This window comes from uncultured Phenylobacterium sp., assembly GCF_902826855.1.
Lineage (GTDB): Bacteria > Pseudomonadota > Alphaproteobacteria > Caulobacterales > Caulobacteraceae > Phenylobacterium.
The window spans coordinates 1-20,640 of record NZ_CADEGK010000075.1 but is presented as its reverse complement, the minus strand read 5'-3'; the positions used below and the strand labels follow the sequence as shown (position 1 = coordinate 20,640).

Genomic DNA, 20,640 nt, shown 5'->3' with positions numbered 1-20,640 from the left:
CCTGGTGGCTGCGCGCTCGGCCCCTGGCGCGCGGGCCGCCACCTTCACCGTCGCGGGGCAGGTTCGCCGGGCTCTCACAGCGGCCGGATTTGCGGTGGAGAAACGGCCCGGCCACGGCAAGAAGCGCGAGCGGCTGGAGGCCCGCCTGCCGGGTGTCGCAGGCCAGTCGGCCCGCCGTGGGGTCGCCATCATCGGGGCGGGGATCGCCGGCGCGGCGGCGGCCCGCGCGGTGCGCGCCCTGGGCGGCGAGCCGGTCGTGTACGAGGCCCTCCGGCCCGGCGCCGGCGGGTCCGGCAACCCGGCCGCTCTGGTCACTCCGCGCCTCGACGCTGGCCTCGGCGAGGCCGCGCGTCTGTTCGCCCAGGCGTTCGGCCGAGGGACGGACCTGTACGCCCAGATCGCCGGGGCGGTGGTGGACCGTGGCGTGCTGCAACTGGCCGATGGCGAACGCGATGCGGCGCGGTTCGACAAGATCGCCGCTTCCGACGTCTTCGAGCCGGACGCCCTCGCTGTGCTGGACGCCGTGCAGGCCAGCGCCCGCCTGGGCGAGCCGGCAGGCCGCGCACTGGACCAGCGCACCGCCCTGGTCGTCGACCCGGCGCCCATCCTCGCCGCCTGGCTGGGCGAGACGCGGGCGGCGCGCGTGGCCGCCCTCGCCCGCCACGGGGCCGGCTGGACGCTCCTCGACGACGCGGGCCGCGAGATGGCGCGCGCGGACGCGGTGATCGTCGCCGCCGCGCTGGGCTCTCGCGACCTGCTCCCGCACCTGCCCCTGCAGCCGGTGCGCGGCCAGGCGAGCTGGACCAGCGACGGCGGCGCGGCCCCCGCCGCGGCCTGGGGCGGCTACGTGCTGCCCACGCGCACCGGCGTGCTCTTCGGCGCCACTCATGACCGGGACGACGAAGACCTTGACCTGCGTCCGGCCGACCACCGGCGCAACCTGGACCTGGTGGCCGCAGCCCTGCCCGTGCTTGCGGCGCGGCTGGCGGACGCATCCCTGGGCGGCAGGGCGTCGATCCGCGCGGTCCCCCCCGACCGCCTGCCCTTGGCCGGGGCGGCGGGCGTCGAGGGGCTGTTCATTCTCAGCGGCTTCGGCTCGCGGGGCTTCTCGCTGGCCCCGCTGCTGGCTGAGCACGTGGCGGCCCTGGCGATGCACGCGCCCTCGCCGATCAGTCGCGCGGCCGCCGAACTGGTGAGCCCCGCGCGCTTCGCGCAACGGGCGGCGCGACGCATCCGTTCGTAGGGCGGACGACAGCCTGTATTGTCGGCCTTGAGGGACTGTCCGAGGTCGGAGGACCTTTCGATGACATGGAAGATCGCACCCCACCTGGCCGCGGCCGCCTTGCTGGCCGCCGCCGCGCCCGTGGCGGCCAAGTCGCCGGTCGAGGCCGCTGAGTCCGGGACCCGCCAGTGCTTCTGGGCCAGCTCGGTCAACGGCTTCGCCTCGGACGACCCGCGCACAGTGAACGTCCGGGTCGGCGTCAAGGACATCTACCAGTTCGAGATGTTCGGACCCTGCGAGGACCTGGACTGGAACCACAGCATCGCACTCGTCTCGCGCGGCTCGAGCTACATCTGCGCCGGTATCGACGCCGAGATCATCTCGCCCAGCGCCATCGGTCCGCGTCGCTGTGCGGTGAGGCACATCCGCAAGCTGACGGCCGAGGAGATCAAGGCCCTGCCCAAGCGCGCCCGGCCGTAGGTGACCCGCGCGGAGAGGCCTATGGCGCTCAGTCGTTAGCGTCAGGCGCGAATCCTGTTGCGCCTCGGCGCCCGGCGCGCTCAGTTTGCACGCGGCTCGCAGCGGGGGAGCCCGCGATCGGGGGAGGTCATGGAGTGGACGGTCGAGACGCTCGGCGACAAGCTGGTCGGTAAGCCGACGGGCCGGGTCGACGAGGCGTCGTGGGAACTGTTCTCCGAGAGCCTGATCGACGCGGTGCGGGCGGCCAAGGCGGCCGGCGCGTCTCTTGTTGTTGACCTGTCGTCCTTGGACTACATGGTCTCCCGCGGCCTCCGCGCGCTGACGCTGGCCAAGCGCGAAGGCGATCCCGACACAGTCGTCATCCTGGCCGCTCCCAATGAGCGGATGCGCGAGATTCTGCACATCAGCCGCTACGACAAGATGTTCAAGGTGGTCGACAGCGTCGCCGAGGCCGTCTGAGCGGAGAGGAATAGCCATGCTGGTACGCTTCTGGGGCACGCGCGGCTCCCTGCCCGTGGCCCTGCGGTCCGAGAGCATCCAGGCCAAGATCGCCAAGGCCCTGGTCGCCGCGGGCGGCCGCACGTTCTCCGACGAGGCCGCGGCCGCCGACTTCGCCCGCTCGAAGCTGGACTTCGCCACCTTCGGCGCCTACGGCGGGGCCACGTCCTGCGTGGAGATCGAGGCCGGCGACGGTTCGTTCGTGATCTGCGACATGGGCTCGGGCCTGCGCGAGTTCGGCCTCGATTCCTTCCGCCGCATCGCCGAGGGCCACTCGGCCGTCTACCACTTCTTCCTGTCGCACCTGCACTGGGACCACATCATGGGCTTCCCGTTCTTCGGGCCGGCCTTCAACCCCAACGCGACGATCATCGTACACTCGGGCCACCCCGATGCCGAAGAGGCGCTGCGCCGACAGCAGGAGGAGATCTCCTTCCCGGTGCCGTGGGAGTGGCTGAAGGCGAGGTTCGAGTTCGTCGTCCACGCGCCAGGGGAGTCCTTCGAGGCTGCAGGCCTGACGGTCAGCCTGACGACCCAGCACCACAGCCACGACTCCTACGGCTTCCGTTTCGAGAGCGGCGGCAAGGCGGTGATCTACTCCACCGACAGCGAGCACAAGGTCGACAACATGGCCTCGGAGGCCGCGTTCGAGGCCTTCTTCAGGGGCGCCGACCTGGTGATCTGCGACACCATGTATTCCCTGGGCGACACCGCCAGCCTCAAGCAGGACTGGGGCCATTCGTCCAACGTGGTGGCGGTGGACCTCTGCCATGGCGCCGACGCCAGGCGGCTGGTCCTGTTCCACCACGAGCCGACCTACTCGGACGAAGACATCCAGCGCATGCACAACGAAACCATCCGCTATGAGGAGCTGGTGCGCGGAGAGAGCCGCCCCCTGGAGGTGATCTGCTCCTATGACGGACTTGAGGTCACGGTCTGACGCCCTGAGCGAATTGGACCCCGCGGCCCGGCGACGGGTGCGGATTGGGGGACTGATCGCGGCGATCCTGACATCGCTGTTCCTGTCGGCGGTGGTCCTGGCCCCCCCGATCGGCTCGCTGCGCACGCTGGGCGCGCCGGCGGCGCCGGGCGAGCGGACGCCGCCGCTGCCGGCCAGCCAGTGGCTGTTCGACCTGTTCCAGCGGGTCTCGACCGGCCGGGTCTCGCCGCAGGTGCAGATCGTGGAGATCGACGAGCAGACCCTGGCGACCTTCGGCGCCTGGCCATGGTCGCGCTTTGACGTGGCCGCCCTCGTCGCCAAGATCGCCGAGCAGAATCCTGCCGCGATCGGCTTCGACCTGATGTTCCCCGAGCGCGACCGGCTGAACGCCGAGTTCCTGGCCGAGTACTACCCGCAGCTGCCGCCCAGCGCGCTCGAGCCCTTCCGCAGCGAAGAGGACGGGGCCGATAGCGCCCTCGGCCGCACCTTGGGCAAGACCCCCTCGGTGCTGGCCCGGCTCGGGACCTACGGCGAGGGCCAGAACACCCCGCTGCCGCCGTTGGCCCGGTTCGAGGGCGTGGCCCCGCCCACGACGCCGGTCTATCCGACTGTGATCGCCAACGTGCCGACCCTGGAGAACCGCGCCGCCGGCCATGGCCTGGTGAACGGCGAGAAGGGCCGCGACGGCGTCGTGCGCAACATCCCGCTCCTGGGCCGCGCCGGCGGCTACCTCACGCCCAGCCTGGCGCTGGAGCTGGTGCGCATCGCCGAGGGCGAGCCGCCGATCCGCCTGGAGGGCGACGCCAGCCGCATCCACGCGATCGCCATCGGCAAGCATCGGGTGCGCACCATGCCCGGCGGCCAGATGCGGCTGCGGTTCCGGGATGTGATGGAGGACCAGATCACCTCGCCGGTGGACATCGCCGAGGGCCGCGTCCCGGCGAACCAGTTCACCGGCAAGATCGTGCTGATCGGCCTGACCAGCGCCGGGACCACCGACGTCGTCGCCACGCCGCGCAACACCGCCATCTACGGCGTCTTTGTGCAGGCCCAGGCGATCGACGCGATCCTGAACTCGCGCGCCCTGGTCCGGCCGCCGTGGGCGGTGGGCGCGGAGTGGATCGCCGGTCTGGCGATCGTGCTGGCCGCCTGCGCCTTTCTGCCCCGGCTGCGCTTGCGCGCCATCGCCGCCCTTGCGGCGGCGATCAACGCCGCCGCGCTGGGGGGCAGCTGGCTGGCCTTCCAGGGCGGTCTGCTGGTCGATCCCGCACCGGTCGTAGCGCCGGCCTTCGTCGCGGCCATGACGATGATCTCGCTGCTGTTCGTGGAGGGCGGCCGGATCCGCAACCGCCTGCGCTCCAGCCTCGAGGCCGAGCGGCACGAGCGCGAGGCGGCCAGCCAGATCCAGGAGGGGATGCTGATCCCGCGGGCGCGGCTGGCGGCCATCTCCCCGATCGCCGATGTGGATGCGGTCCTGCTCCCGGCGCGGTCGGTGGGCGGTGACCTCTACGACGTATTTGCGCTTCCCGCGGGCCGGCTGTGCTTCCTGGTCGGCGACGTCACCGGCAAGGGCCTGCCGGCCTCGCTGTTCATGGCGCTGGGCAAGGCCCTGTCGCGCAGCCTCCTGACCCAGCCGCACCTGGACCTGGCGCAGGCCGTCGGCGCGATCAACAACGAGCTGAACGCCGGCAACGGCCAGAGTATGCAGATGTCGTTGCTGGTCGGCATCCTGCATGCCGACGGGCGGCTGGAGATGTGCTCGGCCGGTCACGAGGACCCCTTCGTGATGAACCCGGCGGGCGAGGTGAGGAGCCTGCAGCTCGACGGCGGGCCGCCGCTCTGCGCCATGGACGACTTTCCCTATCCTCTGGAGACCTTCCGGCTGGAGCCCGGCGAGACGCTGGTGGCCTTCACCGACGGGGTCACCGAGGCGCAGGACCGCGGACAGGCGTTGTTCGGCGCCCGGCGCGCCGCGGTGGGCATCGCCGCGGCCGTGGGCAGGCCGATCAGCGAGCTGGTGGACACGCTGGTCGCTGAGGTGCGCGCCTTCGAGGCCGGAGCCGAGCCCAGCGACGATCTCACCGTCCTCGCCCTGCGCCGGCCGGCGCCGTAGCCGCCCGGTCTAACGGACCGTGATCTCGACCCGGCGGTTTTCAGGTTCGTCCACCTCGTCGGCGGTCTTCACCAGCAGGTCGCGCTCGCCACGACCGGTCGCGCGGCTGTTGCCCTCGAACACGAACCCCTGGTTGCGCATGGCCTCCAGCACCGCCTCGGCCCGCTCGCGCGACAGCCGGTCGTTCTCCTCCCGGCCGCCCACGGTGTCCGTGTGGCCGGTGATCTGCATCTCGGAGACCGGACCCACCCGGGACCAGAGCGCGAGCAGCCGGGCCAGGTCCTCGCGGGACCGGTCGGCGACCACCACCTTGCCGGTCTCGAAATAGAGCCGGAAGCGCTCCGGAGGCTTGGGCATCCCCTGCAGCAGCGCCGCGAAGCCCCTGCGCTTGGCCGGCCTCTGCGGCCCCTCGCGGTCGCGGGTGGACTTCAGCTCCACGTCCGGAGTGGCGAGTTCCACCTTCTCCGCTTCGGTCTCCGGGTCCAGCAACACCACCGCGCCGACCGCGGACCCGCCCGGGTCGTCGCCGGGCTCGTGGGCCAGCAGGGTCACCCGCGACGTCTGGCAGCCTGCCAGGAAGACCGCCGCAACGGCCAGCGCGACCAGGCGCCTCAAGGCACTTCCACCACGAACCGGGTGCCGCGCGCCGCCAGCAGCGAGACCGGGGTGCGCACCTTCATGGCGTCCTTGTTCTCCTTGGCGATCGTGCCGGAGACGATGGCCACGCGGCCCTTGTTCACCGTGGTCAGGAAGCGGCCGCGGTGGGTGGTGTCGTCGAACTCGAACTGGCTCAGCGCCAGATTGGTGTTCGGCCCGACCGCGAAGCGGGAATTGTCGATGAAGGTGATCCCCAGGCTGGCGTTCCGGCCGGTCTGGATGACGTCGCTCTCGTGGAGCTGCATGCCGGCCTTCGCGGGCAGGGGCGTCTTGGCGCGGATGACGCTGGCCGGCCCGGTCACCGACTTCACCACACCGATCTCGCCGGCCGCCCACGAGGGCGTCGCCAGCAGGGCGCCCATCAGCAGGCCTAGGCCAATTGTCGAACGCATTTGCTGAGCCCCCAAGGTCACTGACGCCACGATAGCTCAGTCAAACGCCGATATCGACTCGTCCGGCGAAGCCGCGCGGTCGCGCGACGCGTACGTCGACACGTTAAGGGTCATGGGCGATCCTATGACCTCGTTCGCGTCACAGGCGATTTTCCGATCGGCCAGCCCTCTCCATCCCCGCGACCCCGAGCAAGCGTCGCGCGCCTGCCCTGCGACCGTCACGGCGTGCGCCGCGGGTTGGCCACCGCTCTGCTGTTCGCCGGCGACGCCGGCATCGGCGACGAGGCCACGGACAAGCTGGCGATCGTGGTCGAGGAGTGGCTGATCAACGTCGTCGAGCACGGCGAAGCCGCCCCAGGCAGCCGCATAGCGCTGCGCTTCGAGCGCCTGGAGGGCGTGGTGCGGCTGACGGTCAGCGACGCCGGCCGGGCTTTCGACCCGCGCGCGTTCGCGTTCGAAGGCCCCAATATGGAGCGCGGCGGCGGCGCTGGCCTGGCGCTCATCCAGGCGTGGAGCCGCGTCGCCGACTACCGCCGCCGCGCCGGCCGCAACCGCCTTGTGCTGGAGATGCCGGTGGTTGCGCCGCCATGAGCCGGACGCGCTGGCCGATGGGTCTTGGCCTGTTCTCGGCGCGGCCGAAGTTGGCCAGCGCGGCCGGCATTGGCCTGGCCGTGGGGCTGGCCTGCTTCTGGTTCGCCCCGAACCTGGCGCCGACATCCTGCTTCATCGGGGGCTGGGATGCGTTCTGCCTCGTTTACCTTGCCCTGGTTCTGCGCGCCGTCGCCGGCAAGGCTCCCGACGACATCCGCGCCCGCGCCGCCGTGGAGGACCAGGGCAAGGCGGTGATCCTGGGGTTGATCGTCGCCGCCTGCGCCGCCAGCGTCGTGGGGGTCGCCGTGGAGCTGACCCTGGCGCGACCCGAGCACGGTGTGGCCAAGGGCTGGCACGTGGCGGTCGCCGTCGCCACGGTCGCGGCGTCTTGGCTCTTGATGCAGGTTGTCTACGCCCTTCACTACGCCCACGAGTACTACGCAGCCGACCCGCAGACGGGCGCCGACCTGGGCGGCCTCGCCTTCCCGGGCGAAGCGGATCCCAACTACTGGGACTTCCTGCACTTCTCGGTGGTCATCGGCGTCGCCGCCCAGACCGCCGACGTGGCCTTCACCGACCGCCGCCTGCGCGGGCTGGGCACGACCCACAGCCTGCTGGCCTTCCTGTTCAACACCCTGATCCTGGCGCTGACCATCAACTTGGTCGCAGGACTGTTCTGAAGGCTGGGAAAACGATGGATCGAACCGGCGACCCCTCGAGCGCGGTTGAAACGACGTCACTCGGACTAGCCGCGCCGCCACCCGCGTCCGACCATGCTCGTATCCGCGATGGGGGAAGCAACCTTGCCCGCGGTCCCGCCGTTCCCTCGCGTCGGGGGCGCTAGTTTACCCGCCTAGGGAGGCGTCGAGATGCGCTTGTTACGGATTGCGGCGCTCGCAGCCGCGGCTGGGCTTTGGGCTGGAACGGCCGGCGCCACGATCATGTCGCTCCATGTCGAGGGCGAGTTCCGGGCGATCAACGGGACACTCCTCCCAAGCGGCCAACCGTTCTTCGCCGACCTGGCCTTCGATAGCGACGCCGGCACGATCAGCCCGTACTTCAGCTGCAGCGGCTGCACCGCCGAGAACTTCACGTCGACGGCGATCTCGCCCATCCTCAGCGGCCAGTTTGTGGGCGCCTGGGACCTGGCCGCAGGCGCTGGAGGGGTGGTGACGGTCACCCGCGACCTGACAACCGCAACCGCGTTCAGCTTCGCGCACAACGCCTATGGCATCGAGGCGCACCTTGTGGGCGCGGATTGGCGCCTGGACCTCAACCTCTTCGATCCCTTTGCGTTCGACCCCGCGCTGTCCCACACGCGCGTCACCGACACCTATAGCTACGGCCCCCTCGACCGCGCTGAAGCGCCGCCAGGTCAGGGCTACTATGATGGGACCTATGGCGCGACGCTGCAGCGGATCACGAGGGTGACCCTGGCGCCGGCTCCTGTGCCCGAGCCGTCAACCTGGGCTTTGCTGATCGCCGGCTTCGGCCTTGTCGGGGTCGCCGTTCGGCGTTCTACAAGGTTCGCTCTGGCTGAGCGGCGTAGCGCACACATGCGCGCCCGCAACCGTTGATCGAGGCGCGTTGATCACATGTACAAAATTCTGGGCATGGCTGGCGTGTTGGTTTTGTTCGCATTTCCCATCTTACTCGTCGTGATGGCCTTCGTGACGAGCGCTCGAGCGGAACGAGAGCGTCGTGAGCAGCAGCGCGAAGAGGAGCGGTACGTCGAGAACGTTCGGCGCAACCCCCATCGCGCTATCCGCTGATCGTCAACGCCAGCACGGCGGCGCCGCGATGGCACCTCAACTGCTCCGCTGCTGCGTTGCGGCTCAGTAGCAACGAGGGGTCGAGCTGCCTCAAGGGCAAGTATCTGAACTTGCGAAGGAAAGCGATGGTGGACGCGGCTGGGATCGAACCAGCGACCCCCTCGATGTCAACGAGGTGCTCTCCCGCTGAGCTACGCATCCAACCTTCGGGAAGCGGGGATATACAGAGGCGGACATGCCTCGGCAAGCCGTGATCAGGCGGCGATCATCCGTTCCACCTCGGTGACGATTTCCCGCAGGTGGATGGGCTTCGAGAGTACCTTGGCGCCGGCCGGGGCCGTGTCGTGGGCCGCGAGCGCTACGGCGGCGAAGCCGGTAATGAACATGATCCGCAGGCCCGGGTGCCGGGCGGCGGCCCGGCGGGCCACCTCGATGCCGTCGAGGCCGGGCATGACGATGTCGGTGAGCAGGAGGTCCCACGGCTCGTCGAGGAAGGTCACCGCTTCCTCGCCGTCGGCGCAGGCCGTCACCTCGTGGCCGGCGCGCTCGAGCGCCCGCGCCAGGAAGCCGCGCAGGGAATCGTCGTCTTCAGCGAGGAGGATGCGTGACATGCGACGGGGCGGACCGGAACTGCTGCGTGTGATCGATCATCTTAGCTACCGAAGAGTAAAGACGGCATGAAGGGTCGTTTGACGCTGGGGGCCGCCGCAGCGTCTTATGGTGACGATGAACGTGGTGAACCCCCGTCCGGATTCCAAGGCGCCCGCGGCGGCCTTCGAGGTGCGCCGCCCGGGCGCCGGGGGGCCGCCGCCGACGCCCCTGGTGTTCGCCTCGCCGCACTCGGGCCGGGTCTATCCCGAGGACATGATGTCGGCCGCGGCCCTGGACGCGGTCTCGATCCGCCGCTCCGAGGACGCCTTCGTCGATGACCTGATCGCCCAGGCGCCGGACCATGGCGCCGCGCTGATCACCGCCAGCGTGGCGCGAGCCTACATCGACCTGAACCGCGAGCCGTTCGAGCTGGACCCCGGCATGTTCGCCGACGAGCTTCCCGAATTCGCCCGCTCGCGCACTGCGCGGGTGGCCGCCGGCCTGGGCGCCATCGCCCGGGTGGTCTCCGAGGGCCAGGAGATCTACAGCCGCAAGCTCACGTTCGCCGAGGCCCGCGGCCGCATCGAAGGCGCCCACCGCCCCTATCACGAGGCGCTGGCGGGTCTGATCGCCGAGGCTCGGGCCCAGCACGGCTTCGCCATCCTGGTGGACTGGCACTCGATGCCGTCGGCGGCGGCCAAGGCCGGCGGGCGCGACCGGCCCTGTGACATCGTGCTCGGCGACCGGTTCGGCGCGGCCTGCGCCGGGGTGTTGCCGACCCGGGTGGAGCGTGAGTTGGAGGCCCTGGGCTACCGCGTCGCCCGCAACAGCCCCTACGCCGGCGGCTATACCACCGAGCACTACGGCCGCCCGCAACGGCGCGTCCACGCCCTGCAGGTGGAGATCAACCGCGCCCTCTACCTCGACGAGGCGACGATGACGCCCACCTCCGGGTTCGAACGGCTGCGCGGCCACATCGAGCAGCTGACCCAGGTCCTGGTGGCGGCCGACTGGTCTGCGCTGAAGACCAGATAGGGGTGCGTTGTCCCTCCCCTCGGAGGGAGGAGAGGATGTGCAATGCACAATTGCGCGCCAGTTCGCAGCGCGTTTGCGACCTTCGGACGCGGAAGCGCGTTTCACAATTAAATCAGCTTGTCGGGGTACTAGACCTCCTCGCGCCGTTAGGTGCGCTGCACAACGCACTGGCGGTGGAGCCCGGCTTCCCCTACAAGCGCGCGCTTCCGAAAGAGACTGCCGTCACCATGTCCCTGCGCAACATCGCCATCATCGCCCACGTCGACCACGGCAAGACCACGCTCGTGGATCAGCTCCTCGCGCAGTCCGGCGTCTTCCGAGCCAACGAAGCGCACGCCGAGCGCGCCATGGATTCCAACGACCAGGAGCGCGAGCGCGGGATCACCATCCTGGCCAAGTGCACCTCGGTGCTGTGGCACGGGAAAGCCGGCGACACCCGGATCAACATCATCGACACCCCCGGCCACGCCGACTTCGGCGGCGAGGTGGAGCGGATCCTCGGCATGGTGGACGGCTGCGTCCTGCTGGTCGACGCCGAGGAAGGCGTCATGCCGCAGACCAAGTTCGTCCTGGGCAAGGCGCTGAAGATGGGCCTGAAACCCATCCTCTGCCTCAACAAGGTCGACCGGCCGCACGCCGACCCCGACCGGGTGCTGAACGATGCGTTCGACCTCTTCGCGGCTATCGGCGCCACCGACGAGCAGCTCGACTTCCCGCACATCTACGCGAGCGGCAAGAACGGCTGGGCGACGCTGGACATGGCCAAGCCCAATGATGACCTGGCGCCGTTGTTCGACCTGATCGTCGAACACGTGCCGGAGCCGAAGGCGATCGACCGCAAGGACGAGCCCTTCCAGATGCTCTCGGTGCTGATTGAGAGCGACCCCTTCCTCGGCCGCCTGCTGACCGGGCGCATCGAAAGCGGCAAGGCCATCCCGGGCATGGCCATCCACGCCCTCGACATCGACGGCAAGGAGATCGAGCGCGGCCGGATCACCAAGGTGCTGGCCTTCCGCGGCCTGAAGCGCCAGCCGATCGACGACGCCGAGGCCGGCGACATCGTCGCCATCGCGGGTCTGTCCAAGGCCACCGTGGCCGACACCCTCTGCGCCATGGAGGTCACTGCCGCCCTGCCGGCCCAGCCGATCGACCCGCCGACCATCTCCATGACCGTCTCGGTCAACGACAGCCCGCTCGCCGGCCGCGAGGGCGACAAGGTGCAGAGCCGTGTGATCGCCGCGCGCCTGCAGAAGGAAGCCGAGAGCAACGTCGCCATCCGGGTGACCGAGACCCCCGACCGCGACGCCTTCGAAGTGGCCGGCCGCGGCGAGCTGCAGCTGGGCGTGCTGATCGAGAGCATGCGCCGCGAGGGCTTCGAGGTTTCGATCAGCCGCCCGCGCGTGGTCTTCCAGTACGACGAGGCCACCGGCGAGCGCATGGAGCCGGTCGAAGAAGTGATGATCGACGTGGACGATGAGTTCAGCGGCATCGTCATCGAGAAGCTTTCGGCCCGGAAGGCCGAGCTGAAGGACATGGGCCCGTCGGGCGCCGGCAAGACGCGGCTGATGCTGATGAGCCCCTCGCGTTCGCTGATCGGCTACCAGGGCGAGTTCCTGACCGACACCCGCGGCTCGGGCGTGCTGAACCGCGTGTTCAGCCACTACGAGCCTTACAAGGGCCCCATCGACGCCGGCCGCAAGGGGGTGCTGGTCTCCAACGGCGATGGCGAAACCGCCGCCTTCGCGCTGTGGAACCTGGAGGACCGGGGCTTCATGTTCGTGGGGGCCGGGGAGAAGACCTACCAGGGCATGATCATCGGCGAGAACAGCCGCTCGGACGACCTGGACGTCAATCCGATGAAGGCCAAGCAACTCACCAACGTGCGCGCCTCCGGCAAGGACGAGGCCGTGCGCCTGACCCCGCCGCGCCGCCCGACTCTCGAGCAGGCCATCGCCTACATCGAGGAGGACGAGCTGGTGGAGGTGACCCCCAAGTCCATCCGCCTGCGCAAGAAGGTCCTGAACCCCAGCTTCCGCAAGAAGCGCGCCCGCGAGGAATAGCGCGCGCCCGCCAGGGCCTTGCCGCCGCGCGCCGATGGCCCGATAGGGTCGGCATGCTCACGCTCTACACCGCCTTCGGCACCATCGGCCTGGCCTGCGAGATCGCGCTGGAGGAAGCTGGCGCGCCCTATGAAGCGCGTCGCCTCAACTTCGCCGAGAACGAGCAGCGGGCGGACCCCTACCTGGCGGTCAATCCCAAGTCCCGGGTGCCGGCGCTGGCGACCGAGCGCGGCGTGATCACCGAGACGCCGGCGATCCTGGGCTACATCGCCCGCGCCTTCCCGGCGGCGGGTCTGGCGCCGCTGGGCGACGCCTTCGCCATGGCCGAGCTCGACTCGTTGATGAGCTACCTCGCCGGCTGGGTCCATCCGGCGGCGGCGCACCGGCACCGCGGCTACCGCTGGGCCGACGACCCGGCTGCCATCGCCGAGATGCGCCGCAAGGCGCCCGAGGTGTTCGGCCAGGCCATGGGCCTGATCGATACGCAGCTCTTCAAGGGCCCTTGGGCGATGGGCGAGGCCTACAGCGTGGCCGATCCCTACCTCTACGTCGCCACCAGCTGGTTGCCCCGCGACACCCTCGACATGGCCGACTTCCCGCGCCTGGCCGACCACCACGCCCGGATGAGCGAGCGCCCAGCCGTTCGCACCGTCCTGGCGCGCGTCGCGGCAGGCTAGGCGATCAGTCCTCCGCGATGCGGCTATGCCGCCGGGTGTCGCGCATCGTCAGGTAGACGACGAGCGAACTGCCGATCACCACGGTCACGTAGGTGAAGAACCCGCTCTCGTTGCCGGCCTGCTTGAAGGCCAGGGCCACATACTCGGCCGTGCCGCCGAACGCGGCGTTGGCCAGCGAGTAGGGCAGGGCGACGCCGAGGGCCCGGACCTCGGTGGGAAACAGCTCGGCCTTCACCACCGCGTTCACCGAGGAGTAGTGGGCCACGATGATCAGGGCGAGCGTGGTCAGGCCGAACGCGACCCAGACGTTGTCGGCCTTCGCTAAGGTCGAGAGCAGAGGCCAGGTCATGGCCGCGCCCAGCACGCCGAACCCGATCAGGATCGCGCGGCGGCCGACCCGGTCGGAAATTGCCCCGATCAGCGGATTGACCAGCATGAACACCAGGAGACCGCCGGCGGTGATCAGGTTGGCCTGGTCCTTGGCGAACCCCGCCGTGTTGACCAGGAACTTCTGGATGTAGGTCGTGTAGGTGTAGTAGGCGAGCGTCCCGCCGGCGGTCAGGCCGATCACCGTCAGCGCCTCGCGCGGATGGCTTCGGATCAGGCCCAGCGTCGTGGCCCGGGGGCCCGTGCGGGCGTGGAACGAGGGCGTTTCGTCCATGCCGCGCCGCAGCCAGAACACCGCCACCGCCAGCCCGCCGCCGATGAAGAACGGCACCCGCCAGCCCCAGGCCTGCATCGCCTCGGGGCTGAGCGCGGCGGTGAGGACCAGCAGGACGCCCATGGCCATCAGCTGGCCGGCGATGAGGGTCGAGTAGAAGATCCCGGACCAGAAGCCCCGCGTCTTCCGGTTGGCCATCTCCGAGAGGTAGGTGGCGCTGGCGCCGTACTCGCCGCCCATGCTGACGCCCTGCAGGATGCGGGCGATGACCAGCACGACGGGTGCAGCGACGCCGATCTGGGCCTGGCCGGGGCAGACCGCGATCATGAGTGAGCCGACGCACATCAGGCTCACCGCCGCGACCATCGCGGCCTTGCGCCCGACCCGGTCGCCGTAGAGGCCCATGATCCAGGCGCCCACCGGGCGGGCGAAGAACCCCACCCCGAACACCGCGGCGGTGTTGAGCAGCTGGGTGGTCCGGTCGCCCTCGGGAAAGAAGACCTTCGAGAAATAGAGCCCGAAAGCGGCGTACACGAACCAGTCGAAGCTCTCGACGAGATTGCCTGCCGACCCGGCCATGATCGAGCGCAGGCGGTTGGCCGGCGCCGCCGGCGCCGCCGCCGCGGCGTTGATCGGAGCCACCTCGGCGGTCACCGGTTATCCCCCCCAGAAATCGGAGGCGGATACGACCCGCTTTCCTGGTGACTTTCAATGGCGATGGGCCACCGCCTGCTGAGATGTGGCCATACGTGCTATCTTGGTCGGACCCCAGCCACACGGACGCCACGCCCACCGCGTAAGAAACCGCCATGGACCTTCCCGCCCAGCCCTATCCACCTAAGCCCTATCCGCCGCGCCACTATCCTACCCCTGCCGCCAAGTGCGCGGACCTGGTGGTGCATGTGGTGGGCCTGACCCTGGCGCTGGTGGGCGGCGTGGTGCTCCTCACCCTGGCGGTCGCCGCCGGCTCGATCACCCAGGTGGTGGGCTGCTCCATCTATGCGGCGGGCGTTCTGGCGATGCTGGCGTTCTCGACCGCCTACAACTTCGCCAAGCCCCAGCATCGGCCGCTGCTGCGGCGGCTGGACCACGCGGGCATCTTCCTGATGATCGCCGGCTCCTACACGCCCTTCACCACCCAGAGCCTGACTGGAGGCTGGGCCTGGGGCATGACCGCGGCGGTGTGGGGCGTGGCCGGGCTCGGCGCCCTGTCGAAGCTGTTCCTGCCGCATGTGCCGCGCAAGTTCTCGGTGGCGCTGTACCTGGCGCTGGGCTGGCTGGTGGTGGTGGCGCTGAAGCCGATGATGGATGCGCTCGCCTGGTACGCCCTGCTGCTGCTGGTGGCCGGCGGGGTGCTCTATTCGACGGGCGTGATCTTCTACGTGAACAAGCGCCTAAAGTTCGCCCGCGCCATCTGGCACGGCCACGTGGTGGCCGCCGCCGCGACCCACTGGGCGGCCATCCTCACCGGCGTGGTCCTGGCCACCCAGCACTAGTCCGTTCCGCTCGCTCTTTGCCGCCGCCGGGCAGGGCCGGCCGCCAGTTGCGCTCTGCCCGGGCGCGAGGCATCCTCACGACGTGTCGCGACCTCCGTTCGACGACCGCTGTCCGAGGAGCGCCGGATGCAGACCCCCATGTCCGAAATGAAAGGAGCCCATCAACAGGACATGAGAGCCTATGCCTTCGCCAAACTCGGGGACGCCGCAACCGGCTAGCTCCCCACTCGGCCCATTCGCCGCCGCTGCGCGGCCCAACGCGGCGTCACCTGACGCCGGCGAGTCCGCCGGGACCCGCGCCCGGCTGCGCGGCTTCCTCGCCTACTACCGGCCCCACATGCCGCTGCTCGCGGCCGACCTCGCCTGCGCCATCCTGGTGGCCGCGACGGCGCTGGCGTTGCCGATCTGCGCCAACCTGATCACGCGGCGGCTGAGCGGGTCGCCGGCCGCCGTCGACCAGATCCTGCTAGCCGGCGCGGCGATGCTGGCCCTGCTGGCGGTGCAGGCCGCCTGCACGCTCTTCGTCGACTACCAGGGCCACGTCATGGGGGCGAAGATGGAGGGCGCCATGCGCAAGGACCTCTTCGAGCATCTCCAGAAGCTGTCGTTCAGTTTCTACGACCGCCAGAAGGTGGGCCAGCTGATGAGCCGGATCACCGGCGACCTCTTCGCCATCGGCGAGCTCTGCCACCACGGCCCCGAGGACGTCGCCATCTCGGTGCTGAAGTTTGCCGGCGCGGTGGCGCTGCTGGCCTGGATCGACCTGCCGCTCACTCTGATCATCCTGGCGGTGTTCCCGGCAGCAGTGGTCTACGCCCTGCACTTCAACGGCCGGATGAACCAGGCGCTCAGCGCCGGCAAGGTCCAGATCGGCGCGATCAACGAGCAGGTCGAGGATTCACTGGCCGGCATCAGGGTGGTGAAGTCGTTCGCGAACGAGGCCATCGAGACGTACCGCTTCGACGCGGAGAACACCCGCTTCCTCGACATCCGCCGCACCGGCTACCGCAGCGAGGCCTACTTCTCCGTCGGCATGACGACCATCGCCCAACTGATCACTGTGGGCGTCATCGTCGCCGGCGCGGTGCGGGTCTCCCAGGCGGAGCTGGATGCGGCGGACCTGCTGACCTTCCTGCTGTGCGTGGCCATCCTCGTCGACCCGATCCAGCGGGCGGCCAACTTCGTGCGCCTCTGGCAGCAGGGCTACACCGGCTTCAACCGCTTCAGGGAGCTCCTGGAGACCGAGCCGGACGTTCAGGACCGACCCGGCGCGCGGCCCTTGGGCCGGGTTCGCGGCGCCATCGCGTTCGAGGACGTCAGCTTCGGCTACCGCGAGGACGGCGTCCACGTACTGCGAGGCGTGTCGCTGGAGATTGCCGCCGGTGAGTTCGTGGCGCTGGTCGGCGCCTCGGGCGTTGGCAAGTCCACCCTCTGCTCGCTGATACCTCGCTTCTACGAGGCAAGCGCCGGGCGGATCCTGGTCGACGGCGCCGACATCCGCGACGTGACGCTGGCCTCGCTCCGCCGCAACGTCGGGGTCGTGCAACAGGACGTCTACCTGTTCGCCGGATCCGTGGCCGAGAACCTGCGCTACGGGCGGCCTGGGGCGACCCAGGCCGAGATCGAGGCCGCCGCGCGACGCGCCAACGCCCATGACTTCATCATGGCGCTGCCCGCCGGCTACGACACTGACATCGGCCAGCGCGGCGTACGCTTGTCGGGCGGCCAGAAGCAGCGCCTGACCATCGCCCGCGCTTTCCTGAAGGACCCGCCGATCCTGATCTTCGACGAAGCCACCAGCGCGCTCGACAACGAGAGCGAGCGCGCGGTGCAGCAGGCACTGGCGGAACTGGCCAGGGCGCGGACCACGCTGGTCATCGCCCACCGTCTGACCACGGTGCGCCACGCCGACCGGATCCTGGTGCTCACCGGGGAGGGCATCGCCGAACAGGGCCGCCACCAGGACCTGATCGCCGCCGGCGGGGCGTACGCCAGCCTCTATAGCGTGCAGGCGAGCCTCTGAAGGTCATGGAGCAGTCGCTCAGTACGGCCGCTCCATGAACACGTCGGCGCGGGCGTAGGCGGTCTCGGCGGGGGCGAGGTCGCGGAAGCCCATGGCGCGGTAGAGGCCGAGCGCAGGGGCGAGGCCGGAGTTGGTCTCCAGGTAGAGCCGGGTCGCGCCCATCTCCGCGCCGGCGTCGATGCAGCGCTGCATGAGACGCCGCCCCAGGCCCGAGCCGCGGAGGCCCTCGCTGACCGTCATCTTGGCGACCTCGTAGCCGCCGTCGGCCATCTTCAGCAGCGCCGCACAGCCGACGGGGACGCCCTCCTTCATCGCCATGAAGATGCGGCCGCCCTTGGCGATGATCTGGCCCTGCGGATCGCCCAGCACCTCGCGGTCCTTGGGCTCGATCGTGAAGGACTTGCCGATCCAGGCTTCGTTGAGGGCCTTGAAGGCGGCGGCGTGGCCCGGTTCGAACTCGACGATCTCCATATGCGCCTCCGGTATGGTCAGCGGCCAAGTCTGCCGCCAAAGTCGCGCCGATGGCCAACTCGATTTTCTCATCCCTGCCCATGACGGTCTTCGCGGAGATGTCGGGTCTGGCCCAGAGCCTGGGCGCCCTGAACCTCGGCCAGGGCTTCCCGGACGACCCCGGCCCCGAGGCGCTGCGCGCCAAGGCCGCCGACCTCGTGCTGAACGGCTACAACCAGTACCCGCCGATGCCGGGCTTGCCGGAGCTGCGCCAGGCGGTGGCGGCCCACTACGCGCGCGCCCAGGGCCTCGACTTCGACTGGGCCAGCGAGATCACCATCACCTCCGGCGCCACCGAGGCGCTGGCGGCCAGCTTCTTCGGCCTGCTCAACGCCGGTGACGAGGTGATCGTCTTCCAGCCCTACTACGACAGCTACCTGCCGGTGATCCGCCGCGCCGGGGGCGTGCCCAAGCTGATCAGCCTGACGCCGCCGCACTGGCGCTTCACCCGCGAGATGCTGTCCGCCGCGTTCAGCGATCGCACGAAGGTCGTGGTCCTGAACAACCCGATCAACCCGGCCGGCGTCGTCCTGCCGCACGAGGATCTGGCGCTACTGGCCGAGTTCTGCGTGGCTCACGACGTCATCGCCGTCTGCGACGAGGTCTGGGAGCATGTGGTGTTCGGCAATGCCCGCCACCGGCCGCTGATCGCCTATCCCGGGATGCGCGAGCGGACGGTGAAGATCGGCTCCGCGGGCAAGATGTTCGGCCTCACCGGGTGGAAGGTGGGCTTCCTCTGCGCGGCGCCTGGCCTGACCCACAGCCTGGTGCGGGCCCACCAGTTCCTGACGTTCACCACCGCCACCAACCTCCAGGCCGCCGTCGCCTGGGGTCTGGAGAATCCCGGCGACTGGTTCCGCGACATGCCCGCCGGCCTGGAGGCGTCCCGCGACCGGATGGCCGAGGGACTGCGGCGCGAGGGCTTTGCGGTCCTGCCCAGCGAGGGGACCTACTTCCTCAACGTGGACCTCGCCGGTTCAGGGATCACTGAGGGCGACCGAGACTTCTGCCTGCGCGCGGTGAAGGAGGCCGGTGTCGCGGCGATCCCGGTCTCGGCCTTCTACGACGATGACCCCGTCACCATCATCGTCCGCCTCTGCTTCTCCAAGGCCGACGCCACCCTGGACGAGGGCGTCCAGCGGCTGGCGAAGGCGCGGGAGCTCTCCCTTAGCCGGCCCGCCACCGCGCCGGCGTGACGCCGAAGGCGCGCTTGAAGGCGGCGATGAAGGCCGAGGGGCTCTGGTAGCCGGCGTCCAGGGCCGCCAGCGTCACCGGCGCACCGGCGCTGAGCGAGACCACGGCCTGCTGCATCCGCGCCCGGCCACGCCAGGCTTCCAGCGACAGCCCGGCTTCGGCCAGGAACAGGCGTTGCAGGGTGCGCAGGGATGCCCCGGCGCCGCGCGCCAGATCGGTGAGCGACGCCTCCGCGCCCGGCTCGGCCAGGATGCGCTCGGCGAAAGCGCGCGCCCGCGGATCGGCCGGCAGCGGCAACTCCAGCGGCGCCGTCTCGCCCGCCGCCAGAAGGTCGATCAGCAGCCCCTCCATGCGCGCATGGCCCGCGTCGTTCACGTCCAGCATGCCGATGCGCACGATGTGCAGGATCAGTTCGCGTAGCAGCGGCGCCACCTCGATCGCCCGGCAGGCGGTCAGCCGCGCATCAGGGTCAGCGGGCGCCAGGTAGAGCGTGCGCATGGCCACCGTCCCGCGCATCAGAATCTCGTGCGGCGTCCCACCCGGCACCCAGATGGCCCGCGTCGACGGCACCAGCCAGGCTGCGGTTGGTGTGGCGACCCGCATGGTGCCGGACGCGGCGTAGACCAGCTGCGCCCAGGGGTGGGTGTGGCGATCCAGGACGTGGCCGTCCCGGTAGGTCACGGCGAGGCCACGGATAGGGAAGCCATCGGGATCGCGGGCGTTCTGACGTGTGGGCGACATAATTCGTCAGACTAGCGCAAGCGCGCCGCGCCCTGAACCGCCTAGCTTTGGGCCGACGGAGGACCCCATGCCGGCTCATGCCCGCCATCTCTCGATCATGGCAGACGACCTCGCCCGCGCACGGGGCTTCTACAAACGCGTGTTCGGCTGGACGTTCGAGCCCGGCGGACCGCCGGACTTCCTGCTGATGACCGGCGCAGGCATCGGCGGGGCGCTGAATCTGCGCCACACTCAGGGCGGTCGCGCGTTGGACGGCCTGGACCTCACATTCGCGGTGGGGGACATCCGCGCGGCCACCGCCGCTGTCGAAGCCGGGGGCGGGACGATCCTGCTGCCGGAATACGACCTCGTTGGCGTCGGCCGGATGATCGCTTTCGCCGACACAGAGGGGAACACCGCCAAGGCCTGCCAGTACGAGCGCGCCTGGACCAGCCCGCCGCGCGACGGCGCAGGGGTGTTCCGACACTTCTCCATCAACGCCGACGACATTCCCCGGGCACGCGGCTTCTACGAGCGGCTGTTTGGCTGGACCTTCGAGCCGTGGGGCCCGCCCGACTTCTTCCAGGCCGTGGGCGTAGGCCAGGGCCACAGCGGCTCCCTCCAGGGGCGGCGTTCGATTGGGGGCCACGTCATGCCCGGCATCGAGATCACCGTCGGGGTCGACGACCTGACGGCGACCCAGGCCGCGATCGCGCAGAACGGCGGGACCGCGATCACGCCGCCATTCCAGATCGGTGGCGTCGGTGAGCTCATCTATTTCCAGGACTCCGAGGGCAATATCGCCGGCGCCATGCAGTACGAGGCGGTCCAATGGCCGGCGTGATCACCGACGCGGCGCTGCAGGGGAGGATCGACGCGTTGCAGGCGCGCAGCGCTGCGCAGGAGGAGGAGACCCGCGTGTACTTCGGCGAGCGGGCGAAAAAGGGCGAGCTGCAGTGGGATGGGCTGGACGCCCAATCGCGTCAGTTCATGGCCGACAAGCTGATC

General features: G+C 70.0%; 22 protein-coding genes and 1 tRNA gene. 16 read left to right on the top strand and 7 right to left on the bottom strand.

Going from position 1 to position 20,640, the window contains the following annotated elements; translation table 11 throughout:
• The 5 genes from mnmC to QZV94_RS12060 form a co-directional block, all read left to right on the top strand.
• Positions 1-1,243, top strand: a 1,243-nt coding sequence (gene mnmC / locus QZV94_RS12080) for an FAD-dependent 5-carboxymethylaminomethyl-2-thiouridine(34) oxidoreductase MnmC (protein WP_293678135.1), incomplete at its 5' end; no start/stop codon positions are given.
• A 60-nt stretch (positions 1,244-1,303) separates the two neighbouring features.
• Positions 1,304-1,702 (top strand): DUF6491 family protein, encoded by a 399-nt coding sequence (locus QZV94_RS12075; RefSeq protein ID WP_293678134.1) that lies wholly within the window; start codon positions 1,304-1,306, stop codon positions 1,700-1,702.
• Between the two features lie 57 nt (positions 1,703-1,759).
• Positions 1,760-2,161 (top strand): STAS domain-containing protein, encoded by a 402-nt coding sequence (locus QZV94_RS12070; protein WP_293678133.1) that lies wholly within the window; start codon positions 1,760-1,762, stop codon positions 2,159-2,161.
• 16 nt (positions 2,162-2,177) lie between these two features.
• Positions 2,178-3,140 (top strand): MBL fold metallo-hydrolase, encoded by a 963-nt coding sequence (locus QZV94_RS12065; protein ID WP_293678132.1) that lies wholly within the window; start codon positions 2,178-2,180, stop codon positions 3,138-3,140.
• 13 nt (positions 3,141-3,153) lie between these two features.
• Positions 3,154-5,253, top strand: a complete 2,100-nt coding sequence (locus QZV94_RS12060) for a CHASE2 domain-containing protein (RefSeq protein WP_293678131.1) — start codon at positions 3,154-3,156, stop codon at positions 5,251-5,253.
• Between the two features lie 9 nt (positions 5,254-5,262).
• Here the strand turns inward: QZV94_RS12060 and QZV94_RS12055 are convergent, their stop codons facing one another.
• Both QZV94_RS12055 and QZV94_RS12050 read right to left on the bottom strand, forming a co-directional pair.
• Positions 5,263-5,868: an OmpA family protein gene (locus tag QZV94_RS12055; protein ID WP_293678130.1), complete on the bottom strand. Its 606-nt coding sequence runs from the start codon at positions 5,866-5,868 to the stop codon at positions 5,263-5,265.
• Positions 5,865-6,302 carry a FecR domain-containing protein gene (locus tag QZV94_RS12050; RefSeq protein WP_293678129.1) on the bottom strand — a complete coding sequence of 146 codons (438 nt, stop codon included), beginning with the start codon at positions 6,300-6,302 and terminating at the stop codon, positions 5,865-5,867. The genes QZV94_RS12055 and QZV94_RS12050 overlap by 4 nt, the downstream gene beginning before the upstream one ends.
• A gap of 225 nt (positions 6,303-6,527) precedes the next feature.
• Between QZV94_RS12050 and QZV94_RS12045 the strand changes: the two genes are divergently transcribed.
• From QZV94_RS12045 to QZV94_RS12030, 4 genes are all read left to right on the top strand, one after another.
• Positions 6,528-6,893 carry an ATP-binding protein gene (locus QZV94_RS12045; protein WP_293678128.1) on the top strand — a complete coding sequence of 122 codons (366 nt, stop codon included), beginning with the start codon at positions 6,528-6,530 and terminating at the stop codon, positions 6,891-6,893.
• On the top strand, positions 6,890-7,573 hold the full coding sequence (locus QZV94_RS12040) for a DUF1345 domain-containing protein (protein ID WP_293678127.1): 684 nt from the start codon (positions 6,890-6,892) through the stop codon (positions 7,571-7,573). Before QZV94_RS12045 ends, QZV94_RS12040 begins: the two co-directional genes overlap by 4 nt.
• Positions 7,574-7,834: 261 nt before the next feature.
• Positions 7,835-8,470 carry a PEPxxWA-CTERM sorting domain-containing protein gene (locus tag QZV94_RS12035; protein ID WP_293678126.1) on the top strand — a complete coding sequence of 212 codons (636 nt, stop codon included), beginning with the start codon at positions 7,835-7,837 and terminating at the stop codon, positions 8,468-8,470.
• 18 nt (positions 8,471-8,488) lie between these two features.
• Positions 8,489-8,665, top strand: a complete 177-nt coding sequence (locus QZV94_RS12030) for a hypothetical protein (protein WP_293678125.1) — start codon at positions 8,489-8,491, stop codon at positions 8,663-8,665.
• 126 nt (positions 8,666-8,791) lie between these two features.
• On the opposite strand, the gene QZV94_RS12025 is transcribed toward QZV94_RS12030, so the two are convergent.
• A tRNA-Val gene (locus QZV94_RS12025) sits at positions 8,792-8,866 on the bottom strand.
• 53 nt (positions 8,867-8,919) lie between these two features.
• A complete protein-coding gene (gene cpdR / locus QZV94_RS12020; RefSeq protein ID WP_293678124.1) occupies positions 8,920-9,276 on the bottom strand; it encodes a cell cycle two-component system response regulator CpdR in 357 nt (118 codons plus the stop codon).
• Positions 9,277-9,382: 106 nt separating this feature from the next.
• On the opposite strand from cpdR, the gene QZV94_RS12015 reads away from it, so the two are divergent.
• The 3 genes from QZV94_RS12015 (at position 9,383) to QZV94_RS12005 (ending at position 13,028) form a co-directional block, all read left to right on the top strand.
• Positions 9,383-10,291 (top strand): N-formylglutamate amidohydrolase, encoded by a 909-nt coding sequence (locus tag QZV94_RS12015; protein ID WP_293678123.1) that lies wholly within the window; start codon positions 9,383-9,385, stop codon positions 10,289-10,291.
• 227 nt (positions 10,292-10,518) lie between these two features.
• On the top strand, positions 10,519-12,351 hold the full coding sequence (typA, locus tag QZV94_RS12010; RefSeq protein ID WP_293678122.1) for a translational GTPase TypA: 1,833 nt from the start codon (positions 10,519-10,521) through the stop codon (positions 12,349-12,351).
• A 53-nt stretch (positions 12,352-12,404) separates the two neighbouring features.
• On the top strand, positions 12,405-13,028 hold the full coding sequence (locus QZV94_RS12005; protein WP_293678121.1) for a glutathione S-transferase family protein: 624 nt from the start codon (positions 12,405-12,407) through the stop codon (positions 13,026-13,028).
• 4 nt (positions 13,029-13,032) lie between these two features.
• Here QZV94_RS12005 and QZV94_RS12000 read toward each other — a convergent pair whose 3' ends face one another.
• Positions 13,033-14,268, bottom strand: coding sequence for an MFS transporter (locus QZV94_RS12000; protein ID WP_293678136.1), 1,236 nt, complete (start codon positions 14,266-14,268; stop codon positions 13,033-13,035).
• A gap of 230 nt (positions 14,269-14,498) precedes the next feature.
• Here QZV94_RS12000 and QZV94_RS11995 point away from each other — a divergent pair, with 230 nt between their 5' ends.
• Together QZV94_RS11995 and QZV94_RS11990 are read left to right on the top strand one after the other, a co-directional pair.
• Positions 14,499-15,185 carry a hemolysin III family protein gene (locus QZV94_RS11995; RefSeq protein ID WP_293678120.1) on the top strand — a complete coding sequence of 229 codons (687 nt, stop codon included), beginning with the start codon at positions 14,499-14,501 and terminating at the stop codon, positions 15,183-15,185.
• A 337-nt stretch (positions 15,186-15,522) separates the two neighbouring features.
• A complete protein-coding gene (locus QZV94_RS11990; protein ID WP_293678119.1) occupies positions 15,523-17,208 on the top strand; it encodes an ABC transporter ATP-binding protein in 1,686 nt (561 codons plus the stop codon).
• An 18-nt stretch (positions 17,209-17,226) separates the two neighbouring features.
• Here QZV94_RS11990 and QZV94_RS11985 read toward each other — a convergent pair whose 3' ends face one another.
• Positions 17,227-17,679: a GNAT family N-acetyltransferase gene (locus QZV94_RS11985; protein ID WP_293678118.1), complete on the bottom strand. Its 453-nt coding sequence runs from the start codon at positions 17,677-17,679 to the stop codon at positions 17,227-17,229.
• Between the two features lie 50 nt (positions 17,680-17,729).
• Between QZV94_RS11985 and QZV94_RS11980 the strand changes: the two genes are divergently transcribed.
• Positions 17,730-18,914, top strand: coding sequence for an aminotransferase (locus QZV94_RS11980; RefSeq protein ID WP_293678117.1), 1,185 nt, complete (start codon positions 17,730-17,732; stop codon positions 18,912-18,914).
• On the opposite strand, the gene QZV94_RS11975 is transcribed toward QZV94_RS11980, so the two are convergent.
• Entirely contained in the window at positions 18,886-19,653 is a 768-nt protein-coding gene (locus QZV94_RS11975) for a helix-turn-helix transcriptional regulator (protein WP_293678116.1), read from the bottom strand. The genes QZV94_RS11980 and QZV94_RS11975 overlap by 29 nt on opposite strands.
• Before the next feature lie 97 nt (positions 19,654-19,750).
• Between QZV94_RS11975 and QZV94_RS11970 the strand changes: the two genes are divergently transcribed.
• Entirely contained in the window at positions 19,751-20,476 is a 726-nt protein-coding gene (locus tag QZV94_RS11970; RefSeq protein WP_293678115.1) for a VOC family protein, read from the top strand.
• Positions 20,477-20,640: the final 164 nt, after the last annotated feature.

Excerpts from the sequence above, each read along its gene's own strand:
- QZV94_RS12075 (WP_293678134.1), top strand. The coding sequence starts at position 1,304 with ATGACATGGAAGATCGCACCCCACCTGGCCGCGGCCGCCTTGCTGGCC.
- QZV94_RS12065 (WP_293678132.1), top strand. The coding sequence starts at position 2,178 with ATGCTGGTACGCTTCTGGGGCACGCGCGGCTCCCTGCCCGTGGCCCTG.
- QZV94_RS12050 (WP_293678129.1), bottom strand. The coding sequence starts at position 6,302 with ATGCGTTCGACAATTGGCCTAGGCCTGCTGATGGGCGCCCTGCTGGCG.
- QZV94_RS12040 (WP_293678127.1), top strand. The coding sequence starts at position 6,890 with ATGAGCCGGACGCGCTGGCCGATGGGTCTTGGCCTGTTCTCGGCGCGG.
- QZV94_RS12035 (WP_293678126.1), top strand. The coding sequence starts at position 7,835 with ATGTCGCTCCATGTCGAGGGCGAGTTCCGGGCGATCAACGGGACACTC.
- QZV94_RS12030 (WP_293678125.1), top strand. The coding sequence starts at position 8,489 with ATGTACAAAATTCTGGGCATGGCTGGCGTGTTGGTTTTGTTCGCATTT.
- cpdR (WP_293678124.1), bottom strand. The coding sequence starts at position 9,276 with ATGTCACGCATCCTCCTCGCTGAAGACGACGATTCCCTGCGCGGCTTC.
- QZV94_RS12015 (WP_293678123.1), top strand. The coding sequence starts at position 9,383 with ATGGTGACGATGAACGTGGTGAACCCCCGTCCGGATTCCAAGGCGCCC.
- typA (WP_293678122.1), top strand. The coding sequence starts at position 10,519 with ATGTCCCTGCGCAACATCGCCATCATCGCCCACGTCGACCACGGCAAG.
- QZV94_RS12005 (WP_293678121.1), top strand. The coding sequence starts at position 12,405 with ATGCTCACGCTCTACACCGCCTTCGGCACCATCGGCCTGGCCTGCGAG.
- QZV94_RS12000 (WP_293678136.1), bottom strand. The coding sequence starts at position 14,268 with ATGGCCGGGTCGGCAGGCAATCTCGTCGAGAGCTTCGACTGGTTCGTG.
- QZV94_RS11995 (WP_293678120.1), top strand. The coding sequence starts at position 14,499 with ATGGACCTTCCCGCCCAGCCCTATCCACCTAAGCCCTATCCGCCGCGC.
- QZV94_RS11990 (WP_293678119.1), top strand. The coding sequence starts at position 15,523 with ATGCCGCTGCTCGCGGCCGACCTCGCCTGCGCCATCCTGGTGGCCGCG.
- QZV94_RS11985 (WP_293678118.1), bottom strand. The coding sequence starts at position 17,679 with ATGGAGATCGTCGAGTTCGAACCGGGCCACGCCGCCGCCTTCAAGGCC.
- QZV94_RS11980 (WP_293678117.1), top strand. The coding sequence starts at position 17,730 with ATGGCCAACTCGATTTTCTCATCCCTGCCCATGACGGTCTTCGCGGAG.
- QZV94_RS11975 (WP_293678116.1), bottom strand. The coding sequence starts at position 19,653 with ATGTCGCCCACACGTCAGAACGCCCGCGATCCCGATGGCTTCCCTATC.
- QZV94_RS11970 (WP_293678115.1), top strand. The coding sequence starts at position 19,751 with ATGGCAGACGACCTCGCCCGCGCACGGGGCTTCTACAAACGCGTGTTC.